This window comes from Thermoanaerobacter sp. CM-CNRG TB177 (assembly GCF_018588165.1).
Lineage (GTDB): Bacteria > Bacillota > Thermoanaerobacteria > Thermoanaerobacterales > Thermoanaerobacteraceae > Thermoanaerobacter > Thermoanaerobacter thermocopriae.
In genome coordinates, this window is record NZ_JAFCAC010000101.1 from 1 (window position 1) to 10,591 (window position 10,591).

Here is a 10,591-nt window from a genome sequence, read left to right on the forward strand (position 1 = left end):
CACTATGGTTTCTATTCTTTTATCTGTTGCATTTAATTATACAACTAACCAAAATAAAAAACACCTCCTTTGAGGTGTATTATCATTGAAGTTGAAGCCCTTTTAATGCAAAATTAAACACACTATCCGTTATATCGTGTGGATTAAATTTCTCGTCACTATCTTCTACAACTTTCAATGCCAAAATTGAACTTATCATGCCAAAAAAGGCAGCTGCTACTATCTTTTCATCACAATCAGCAATGAGTTTTTGCTCCTTGCCTTCTTTAATAATATTTTCTATTAACTCAAGATAAGTATATAATTTCTCCCTGAATTTGCGAGGAACTTCCCCATGACCCCATATTTGGCTTAGCAAAACTATTATAAAGTCGTGATTTCTGTACAAAAAATTAGTCTGTACAAAGATGATTTTCTGTAGTTTTTCTATAGCATTATTTAGCTTACCTATCTCTTCTATTGCTTCTTGTTTCAAAATTTTTATACCTTCCTCAATTAAAAACTCCAATATATCGTCTTTGCTTTTAAAATGATAATACAATGTCCCTTTTGCTACCCCAGCATTTTCCGCTATTTCTTCCATGGTGCTTTTGTAAAATCCACTTTTTGAAAAGGTCTTTATCGCCGCTTTAAAAATCTTCTCTTTTGTCTTATTCATTTCCCTTCATTCCCTTTCAATAAAATTAAACATATATCATTTTAACTGTCATTCCGCCATCCACAATGAGATTTGCTCCTGTAATAAAAGAAGCTTCTTCCGAACATAAAAATAAACATGCATTTGCTACGTCCTCTGGCTTACCTACCCGCCCTGCAGGATGCTGCAAATGGTCCTCTTCTGTCAATTGGGGCTTTTTAGCTTCTCTACTTTTCTTCCATTCAGACACTTCTATCCATCCCGGACTTATAGAATTCACTCTTATTTTATCATAACCTAAACTTATTGCAAGAGAGTGGGTTAAGGCTATAATACCTCCTTTTGAAGCAGAATAAGGTTCTGTATGAGGTTCTGACATAAATGCCCTTGTAGAAGCGATGTTTATTATGACTCCTCCACCATTGTCTCTCATGTGAGGAGCAACATATTTTGAACACATATATGTTCCCCTCAAGTTGACATTTATAACTCTATCCCATTCCTCCATGGGCCTTGTGTAAATCGTCCCTCTTGCTCCAACACCTGCATTGTTTATCAAAATATCGATCTTACCATAGGTTTTTATCGTCTTATCTACCAAATTCCCAACATCTTCCTCTAAAGAAACATCTGTATGTACAAAAAGTGAGTCTCCACCTTTAGATTTTATATATTCTTCATTTTCTATGCCAGCTTCATCGTCAATATCGGCTATAACTACTTTTGCTCCTTTATCAGCAAAAGTTTGCACGATACACCGCCCTATTCCCTGTCCTCCACCTGTCACTATCACTACTTTGTCATTAAAATCCATAGTTATTAACCCTCCAATCTCTTAACTTATAAAAGAAGATAAGGTAACCCCACTCATTTACTAAACTTGAAGAGGTTTACCTTATCTATAAAAAATATACCTCAAAAAAATAGCAAAAATCAAATAAATTTTGTGAATAAATTTATTTTAACTTATACCTTTCTATAGCACTTTCTATAATCTTCCCAATAAATTCTCCTCTTGTTAAACCTGCCGCTTTTGCCATATAACCCATATATCCGTGATGAACATGCTTTTCACCTTTGCTACTTGACATTGTAAGTCCCGCAAATGTATTCAATTCTAAGAAATAAGGAACATTATCTTTGCTTAAAATCATATCAATTCTTGCAAAATCCTTGGCATTTAAAACCTTATAAATATTTAAAGCCGTCTCTTTAATCTTTTCTTCCACTTCCTTTGATACTTCCATAGGGCATTTTATTATCTCATTGTCAAACATTTTATGTTCATAAGTATTAGTTTTAACGTTATTATATCCTACTTCCAATAAAGGCAATACTTGTGGGTGTTTATATCCGATTATTCCAACGGTCACTTCTTTTCCTTCAATAAATTCTTCGATTAGTGCTGCTTGTCCTATTTTTTCTGTTATCTTGCTTACAACTTGTGGAAGTTTATCCTTGTCATAAACTATATTTTCTTCATCTATTCCTGCACTTCCTCTTCCACTAATAGGTTTTACAAATAAAGGAAATCTAAGATGACCCACAGGAGGAATCTCTTGAGAATTTTTCGCAACTACATATTTAGGTGTCGGCAAACCGTGAAAAGCCACAATGTCTTTTCTCATTCTTTTATCGGTAGCCACCAGATCTAATCCAGACCCAACGTATGGTATGTTGAATACTTCCAGAAATGCTACTTCTTTCATACTTGAGGCATTAAAAATTAAATCGACTTTTTCTTTTTTTATAGTTTCATAAGTTTCTAATGGATCTTCCTTCCATTCTATGAGAACTGAATCAAATCCAGCTTCTTTTATGGCCATATAATGATGGTATGCTTCATCATAGGCATCGTCATATACTTTGTCTGGCATCAATTTCCTCTGAAATTCGACATTCCTGAATTTCCTCCAGAGCACACCGATCTTCATATGGCATCACCCTTTTCAATTTTTATAAAAATTTTTAGAAGAAAAAAGGAATATCACTTAAATACAATATCTGTATGATTCACTATCATTTCAGTTATAATGAGTGAAATTACGCTCTCAGCTCCTTCATTTAAATTTACTCCATCTTTAGTTAGGCCGTCATAGCAACCTCCTGTTTCCTCATCCACTAAACTTACATTTTTTGAGTTTTCACCTAAAAACCATTTATAGCATTTAAAAGCTTTTTCTCTGTACTTTTCTTCTTTAAAAATTTTATAAGCTTCTGTATACATAAGAGCAGTTTCACATGCCTCTATCGGCTGTTCATCAAACTCTGCAGGTTTTTCATTTCCTTTTTTGTACCATCCTTTACAGCCAACCGGTTTAAAATAGTCATTTTTAAAAGTTACTTTCGCTAAAAATTCCATACTTTCTTTTGCAACCTCTAAGACTTCCTCATCTTTTGTAACAGTGTATACTTTAAGAAGAGACCATGGAATTACTGCATTGCTGTAAGTCATTACATTTTCAAACCATTTCCACTCTCCATCTTTGTTTTGTCTATATCTTTGGACTATCTTCTTTGAAATAGAAATCATCAAATTTTTTATCTTCTCTTTGTTAAATTCAGTAACATCAGAATTATATAAAAGGCTTAATCCTATTAACGAATAAGCGTTACCGCGAAGAAAATTTAAATTTGCCACATTGGGTAAAGCTTTTTTTAGTAATGCTAGTGCTACATTTTTAAATCCGTTTGACAAATTAGTATTTAATAAATATCCCAATGACCAAAGACATCTTCCAAAGCAATCTTCAGATCCAACTTCTTCAATAAATTCTCTATTGTAGTTCATAAAATTTCTAAAATATCCTTTGCTGTTTTGGGCATAAATCAGGAAAGAAAGATATCTTCTTAAAAGCTCAAGGTACTTTTCATCTTTGTAAACTTCATATAGCATTGAAGCAGCAATAAGAGCTCTTGTATTGTCATCAGTAGTATAGCCTTTTGTCAAATCGGGTATAGAGTAAAGGGAATGTTGCAAAATACCTGTATCATCCGTTAAATTGAAAAGATGCTGAAACTTAGTTGATACCTTCATTATTCCATTTCCCCCTTCCTCTATATCACAATTTCCTCCTTTGATCTACTGTCCAATACAGACAAAATCATTATGACATACCTGTAAGCAACGTTATTCCACATCATTGCATTACCTAATTTCTTAATTGCTGACTCTATCTGTAGTCTTTTTTCAGGATTTTCAAATACATATTCAATATGTTTAGCTAAAGAATTTGCATCACGGAAGTTAGCCAGTAAACCTCTTCCTTCACCTAAAATTTCTTCAGCATACATATAAGGAGTAGAAATAATCACTTTTCCTAAACCTGCTGCATATGCTAACGTACCGCTTACAGCTTGTTCTTTGTTTAAGTATGGAGTCATATATATGTCTGACATCTTCAAATATTCCAAAATCTCTTTCTTTGTAAGATATTTATCTACAAATTTTACATTCTTTTCTATTCCAAGCTCGCGGACTAATTTTTGTAGTCTCTCCCTGTATTCTTCCCCAAATTCTCTCTTTATGTTTGGATGGGTTTGGCCTAAAATTAGATATAGTACTTCTTTGTATTTTTGAGCTACAATACTTATTGCTTCTATACCGTACTCTATTCCCTTACCAGGATTTATAAGACCAAAAGTGCTTATTATTTTTCGTCCTTGAAATCCGTATTTTTCTTTTAATGTTTCCTTGGGCAATACTGGAAGACTGGGAACTCCATGAGGAATCACTGTGATTTTACAGGAGGGTATGTGATATATCTTCTCAAGAAGTGGTATGGTATTTTTTGCCATCGTTACTACGCGAATACTTTTTTCACCTAATTTTCTTAGTATCATAAGTTGTTTTTCATCTGGATTTGATAATACTGTGTGGACAGTTAAGACAAAGGGTATATTTAAGTTGTCTACCAAATCTAATAAGTACTCTCCCCATTTTCCTCCAAATATTCCGTATTCATGTTCTATAACGAGCAAATCTATGTTTGAGTTATTTAATTTCCTGGCTAACCTTACATAATCTTCTCTTACAAATTGTTGTAACTGATATTTGACATCACTGTCGTATTCATAAACTTTATTGTCATTTATTGCAATTACTCCTGCAAAATTTATAAGTTTTATCTTTTTTATTTCATTAACTAGATCTTGAGTAAAGGTCGCAATACCACATTCTCTTGGTGGATAAGTGCTTAAAAATGCTACATTTCTCCCCGTTATATTCATCATATCACACCCCCTTCTTAGTTTGCTTAGTATTAAGTTGTCATTGTGCTACTCGCTAACCTATTAGCTGTAAACACTGTATTCTTAATTTCCATATTCACCTCTACGATACATTCTGAAGTTACAACTGCATTGTCTAATCTCGCAAACCTGCGAACTTTTACATTATTCCACAATATGCTTTTGGATACTTTGCTTTCTTGACCTATTCGACAGTTATTCCCAATTACTGTATAAGGTCCTACCGTAGCATAAGCATCAATTTCAGTATTATTTCCAATATAAGCAGGTCCTATTACTCTTGCAGTAGGATGAATTTTAACATTGTCTCCCAAAATTATTCCTCTTGAGAAATTAGTACTTATAAATCTTGATTTTCCTCTTAAAATATCCTCATGAACTTTTTTATACTTGTCTATTGTACCTATGTCTATCCAGTAACCGTTAAATTTATAAATAGCCATTCTATACCCTTTTTCAAGAAGCGTTGGATAGGTCTCTCGTTCTACAGACACCACTGTATTTTCTGGAATTTCCTTTAGCACATCAGGTTCAAATACATATACTCCTGCGTTAATATATTTAGAATTGCTCTCGCCTGGTTTGGGCTTCTCTTTAAAAGCAGTTATAAACCCTTTTTCATCAAATTCTATAACACCGTACTGAGAAGTATCTCTTACTTCAATAGATGCAATAGTTACTTGTGCTCTTTTTCTCTTGTGGTATTTTATCAAGTCTGCATAGTTAACATCGCTGACAATATCAGAATTTAAAATGAGAAAAGTATCATCAAAAAATTTTTCGGCGTTCTTTATTGCTCCGCCAGTTCCCAAAGGAGATTCTTCTGTAATGTAGTGTATTTTTACACCTAAATCTTCTTTCTGTCTAAAATAATCTTCAATATACTGGGATTTATAATAAGTACTTATTACAACCTCATCTATTCCACTTTTTTTAAGGTTTAAAATAATACTTTCTAAAAGAGGCCTTCCCATGATAGGAACCATCGGTTTTGGCAGGTCATCTGTAAGAGGTCTGAGTCTCGTCCCTAAACCTCCTGCCAATAGCAACGCCTTCATAAAAGACCCCCTCCTTATTTATGAAGTTTCAAAAATTAAGTTTAAAAACAAAAGAAGGGTGTAAGTGAGTGATGTAATTATAAGAACGAGAAGAACCAAGAAGAGGAAAAATATATTAGCACTCTTTAAATTCGGCTGCTAATAAGTATTATAATTAATCCTTTTTGGCATGTCAAGTACTTTTCTGTAAATAAAAAACAGGCCTTTTAAAGCCTGTTAAAAATGATATCTTTCATCTCTAAAGTAGCCACACCTATAACAGTATCCGCTCCTCCGTAATAAACGTAAATAGTATCATCTTTTACAGCATTACCACAACTAAATACAACATTAGGAATGTACCCTTCTTTTTCCCACTTAAGTTCTGGCTCTAATATAGGCTGTTTTTGCCTTGCAATAACCTTTGATGGATCTTCTAAATCTAAAAGGACTGCTCCCAATCTATATACATTATTGTCATCAGCTGCATGGTATATCAAAAACCAACCGTCCTTTGTCTTAATAGGAGGTCCTCCAATTCCTACCCTCGTGCTTTCCCATGTGTTGGGAATGGGTTTTAATATTGGTTTATGGTCGTACCAATTTTTTAAATCGTCAGAAAATGCTATCCAAATATCGGGATATCTCCTGTGCAACATTACATATTTACCCTCAACTTTTTCAGGAAACAAAGAGGCATCTTTATTAGGTTCATCTAAAACTACTCCTTTTCTCCCCCAATCTATAAGGTTTTTGGATGTAGCCAAACAAATCCTATAGTCATCATCGAATCTGTCCCCAAAACCTGTGTACATCATATAATAAATATCGTCAATTTTAACTATCCTTGGGTCTTCTAATCCTCTGAGCTCTTGTTCTGTCTCATTGCTCATCACTGGTTTGTCTAATCTCATAAAATTAATTCCGTCTTTGCTAACTGCGTATCCTAAACGAGAAGTATATTTCCCATATTTAGCATGGGGTCCAATGTCAGTAGCTCTGTAAATCAAGTGAAATAGTCCATTGTCATAAATTGCTGCAGTGTTGAAAACCGCTGCTCTTTCCCATTCATTTTCTGCTTTTGGTACAAGTACTGGCTTATCCGACAATCTCTTTAATCTTATCACGTAACACACTCCTTTTAAAATTTTACTTTTCTTTTTTCAATAGCTGCTACACCTATATGGGTATCTGCTGCTCCATAATATACGTAATACATGTCATTTGCTTCAATCGCACCGCAGCTAAACACCACATTAGGCACAAGCCCATTTATTTCCCAATCAAGCTCTGGCTCTAAAATAGGCTCTTTTTGTCTTGCAACAACCTTTGACGGATCCTTTAAGTCTAAAAGAGCTGCACCAAGTCTATATACATTTTTGTCATCCACCCCGTGATATATTAATAACCATCCATCTTCTCTTTTTAAAGGAGGTCCTGCTATGCCAATTTTCTTTGACTCCCATGTGTGAGGTTTAGGGGACATTATAATCTTATGGTCATACCAGTTTACTAAATCGTCAGAATAAGCAATCCAAATATCGGGCATTCTTCTATGAAAAAGCACGTACTTTCCATTTATTTTTTCGGATAAAAGCGCTGCATCTTTATTAGGCTCATCGAGAACGATTTTGTGCCCTTTCCAATTTTTTAAATCAAAAGACCAAACCATACATATTCTAAAATCCAACCAGTCCCTGCCTCCAAAACCTGTATAGAGCATGTAATACTTATTGTCTATTTTTGTAATCCTTGGGTCCTCTACTCCCCAAGCTTCTTGTGGAGTCTCACCTACTAAAACAGGCTTATCAAATCTTTTGAAATTTATACCATTTTCACTTACAGCATATCCAATGGAGGATATAAATTTATATCTTTCTTCGGGCTTTTCAGTATTCAACACAAATTTATTATTAGAGGCTCTGTAAAACAAGTGAAATTTATTATCTTCATATATTACTGCCGCATTAAAAACAGCCCCCCTCTCCCATTCATGCTCTTTTACCGGAGACAATATGGGTTTGTCACTAAGTCTTGTCAGTCTGAACATCCCTCCATTTATACCCCCTTTTCCAGCAATATTGCAACTACTCCATTAGCCTCTATTGTTAAATATTCTAAATTAATCTGCCTTCCGCTGATTAAATCTTGTATTTTCTCACTATTTTTTGTTTTTTCTCTTACGTTTATCTTAGTGTCGATATCTATGTCTTCATGATTTATAAAGAGTACAAGGGTTTTTCCGTTATAATCAAACTCTTTTACTTCAATATAAGGAGACTCTACTTTTACATTGTATTCTATTCCGCTCAGCTCTTTAGCATACTTATAAATCAAATAAGACCTGTCAGTCTTATATACATCGGGCATATAACTTAAATAGAGCTCAATAGGATACGTAAAGTCGTATTTTTTTATCTCATTTGATAAGACATAGTTCCACAGCCAAGCATCATGTCTTGACTCTGCTTTTATATAATTGTCCGGCTCGTTTGAAAGGTCCCAAAACAAAATAGCAGATTCATCTTTGTACTTTTCAGCAAAAAATCGTACCAATTTAATTTGATGCCTCAACATAAATGAATCACTGTATATATTTCTGCTTTCTCTCCACGGCACATCCCAATTCTCACCGCTCATGTGCCCCACAAAAAAAGTAGGCGCGATTTTCATATCAACTTCATGACATATTTTAATAAGCTCGTCAAACTTTTTCACCGCTTCCTCTGATATTACATCAGGCTTTGGCTGAAAATCCTCCCAAAAAAGATTTATTCTCATTACATTAATGCCTAAGCTTTTCGCTTCAATAAATTCACTTTTTATCTCATCATGATTCCACTCTTTACCAATATTATATACTCTAAAAATACAAAATTTCGTGTTATAATTACATCATAGACTCTTTTTGGGGGTAATTTATATGGCAAAGATGAGAATAGATAAACTTTTATCAAATATAGGCATTGGTACAAGAAAAGAGGTTAAAAAATTCATTAAAGAAGGTCTTGTATTGGTAAATGGAAATACAGTAAAAGATGCTGGTCTAATTGTAGATACTGAATTTGATGAAATTTTATTTGATGGCGAAAAGATCAATTACAAAGAATTTATATATATTATGATGAATAAACCAAAAGGAGTTATTAGCGCTACATATGATCCTATTGAAAAAACCGTTATTGACTTATTACCGCAAGAATTAAAAGCTCGAAATCCCTTTCCAGTAGGAAGACTTGATAAAGATACAGAAGGATTGCTTCTTATAACGAACGATGGAAATTTAGCACATAAGCTTTTATCTCCAAAAAAAAATGTGATAAAAAAATATTATGCTGAAATATTAGGTTTTGTAAATGAAAGGGATATTAAAGCTTTTAAAGAAGGTATTGTACTTGAAGATGGCTATAAAACTCTTCCTGCAGACCTTGAAATTCTTTTATCCTCTGAGGTATCAAAAGTTTATGTTTATATAAGAGAAGGGAAATACCACCAAATAAAAAGAATGTTTGAATCAGTTGGCAAAAAGGTCGTATACCTTAAAAGATTGGCCATGGGTAGTCTTACCCTTGACGAAAATCTAAAACCTGGGCAGTGGAGAGAATTGTCTGAAGAAGAGCTATCTCTCCTGAAAAAGTCGATATAAAAATAAGGCTTTCGCCAAGCCTTTCAAATAAATCCCCCATCTACTGTTATAACTTGCCCTGTTATGAAATTTGACTTGTCAGATAATAAAAACAATACAGCATTTGCTACATCTTGAGGTTTCCCTATGCTCATAAGTGGGATACCCTCAATTAAGTGTTCCTTTTCTTCCCTATTTAAAATGTTGTTCATTCGAGTGTCAATTACTCCAGGAGCAATACAATTAACTCTTATTTTAGAAGGCCCTAGCTCTTTTGCCAAAGCCTTTGTAAAAGCTATTATTCCTCCTTTAGATGCTGAATAATGTACTTCACAAGAAGCCCCAGAAATACCCCAAATTGAAGAAATATTTATAATACTCCCATATTTTTGAGGTAACATATACCTTAAAACACTTTGTGTGCAATTGAAAATACCTTTTAAATTGACATTCATCATCTTATCCCAATCTTCTTCTGTTATTTCTATAAATGGTTTGATTTGGGCAATTCCTGCATTATTTATAAGATAATCAATGCGACCAAATCTATTGTAAATACTATCAATCATATTATCTACCTGTTGTCTATCTGAAATATCTGCTTTAAAAATTTCCGCATAACTGAAATTATTTTTTATGTATTCTTTAAGTCCCACTGCTTTATCATAACTGTTATTATAATGTATTGCTATAGAAGCACCTTCTTTTGCAAGCTCTATACAAATTTCTCTTCCTATGTCCCCAGCACCACCAGTTACAATCGCTACTTTGCCATTTAACATCTCTTTCACCTTCTACAACAATCGATAGTTCTTTTTGTAATTTTATAAAAAAATAAAATTATGTCAATATCAAAAAAATAATGAAAGGTTCTGCTTTTACCTCGCAGAACCTTCATTTTCTTATGGAGCGGATGACGGGATTCGAACCCGCGATCCTCGGCTTGGGAAGCCGATGCTCTACCACTGAGCCACATCCGCATTTTTTAAATTGGCTCCTCAGGTAGGACTCGAACCTACAACCTACCGGTTAACAGCCGGT

At 33.8% G+C, this 10,591-nt stretch carries 11 protein-coding genes and 1 tRNA gene; 1 reads left to right on the top strand and 11 read right to left on the bottom strand.

Annotated features, from left to right (window positions below):
- Positions 1-82: 82 nt before the first annotated feature.
- The 9 genes from I4N53_RS11435 to I4N53_RS11475 all read right to left on the bottom strand — a co-directional run bounded on the left by I4N53_RS11435 (position 83) and on the right by I4N53_RS11475 (position 8,706).
- Entirely contained in the window at positions 83-658 is a 576-nt protein-coding gene (locus I4N53_RS11435; protein ID WP_214496307.1) for a TetR/AcrR family transcriptional regulator, read from the bottom strand.
- Positions 659-683: 25 nt separating this feature from the next.
- The gene (locus I4N53_RS11440) at positions 684-1,451 is read right to left on the bottom strand and encodes an SDR family oxidoreductase (RefSeq protein WP_013149575.1); all 768 of its coding nucleotides are present in this window, start codon (positions 1,449-1,451) and stop codon (positions 684-686) included.
- Between the two features lie 142 nt (positions 1,452-1,593).
- Complete coding sequence (locus I4N53_RS11445) at positions 1,594-2,571, bottom strand: ATP-grasp domain-containing protein (RefSeq protein WP_012994238.1); 978 nt, start codon at positions 2,569-2,571, stop codon at positions 1,594-1,596.
- A gap of 53 nt (positions 2,572-2,624) precedes the next feature.
- Positions 2,625-3,674: a beta-L-arabinofuranosidase domain-containing protein gene (locus I4N53_RS11450; RefSeq protein WP_214496308.1), complete on the bottom strand. Its 1,050-nt coding sequence runs from the start codon at positions 3,672-3,674 to the stop codon at positions 2,625-2,627.
- A gap of 20 nt (positions 3,675-3,694) precedes the next feature.
- Positions 3,695-4,870 carry a glycosyltransferase family 4 protein gene (locus I4N53_RS11455; protein WP_044018449.1) on the bottom strand — a complete coding sequence of 392 codons (1,176 nt, stop codon included), beginning with the start codon at positions 4,868-4,870 and terminating at the stop codon, positions 3,695-3,697.
- A gap of 29 nt (positions 4,871-4,899) precedes the next feature.
- Complete coding sequence (locus I4N53_RS11460; RefSeq protein ID WP_028992382.1) at positions 4,900-5,946, bottom strand: sugar phosphate nucleotidyltransferase; 1,047 nt, start codon at positions 5,944-5,946, stop codon at positions 4,900-4,902.
- A gap of 206 nt (positions 5,947-6,152) precedes the next feature.
- On the bottom strand, positions 6,153-7,052 hold the full coding sequence (locus tag I4N53_RS11465) for a glycosidase (protein WP_214496309.1): 900 nt from the start codon (positions 7,050-7,052) through the stop codon (positions 6,153-6,155).
- A 14-nt stretch (positions 7,053-7,066) separates the two neighbouring features.
- Positions 7,067-7,975, bottom strand: a complete 909-nt coding sequence (locus tag I4N53_RS11470) for a glycosidase (RefSeq protein ID WP_012994233.1) — start codon at positions 7,973-7,975, stop codon at positions 7,067-7,069.
- A gap of 8 nt (positions 7,976-7,983) precedes the next feature.
- Positions 7,984-8,706: a hypothetical protein gene (locus I4N53_RS11475; RefSeq protein ID WP_370623311.1), complete on the bottom strand. Its 723-nt coding sequence runs from the start codon at positions 8,704-8,706 to the stop codon at positions 7,984-7,986.
- A 142-nt stretch (positions 8,707-8,848) separates the two neighbouring features.
- On the opposite strand from I4N53_RS11475, the gene I4N53_RS11480 reads away from it, so the two are divergent.
- Entirely contained in the window at positions 8,849-9,571 is a 723-nt protein-coding gene (locus I4N53_RS11480) for a pseudouridine synthase (RefSeq protein WP_013149569.1), read from the top strand.
- A gap of 23 nt (positions 9,572-9,594) precedes the next feature.
- On the opposite strand, the gene ymfI is transcribed toward I4N53_RS11480, so the two are convergent.
- Together ymfI and I4N53_RS11490 are read right to left on the bottom strand one after the other, a co-directional pair.
- Entirely contained in the window at positions 9,595-10,332 is a 738-nt protein-coding gene (gene ymfI / locus I4N53_RS11485; protein WP_013149568.1) for an elongation factor P 5-aminopentanone reductase, read from the bottom strand.
- A gap of 123 nt (positions 10,333-10,455) precedes the next feature.
- Positions 10,456-10,530, bottom strand: a tRNA-Gly gene (locus tag I4N53_RS11490).
- Between the last annotated feature and the right edge of the window lie 61 nt (positions 10,531-10,591).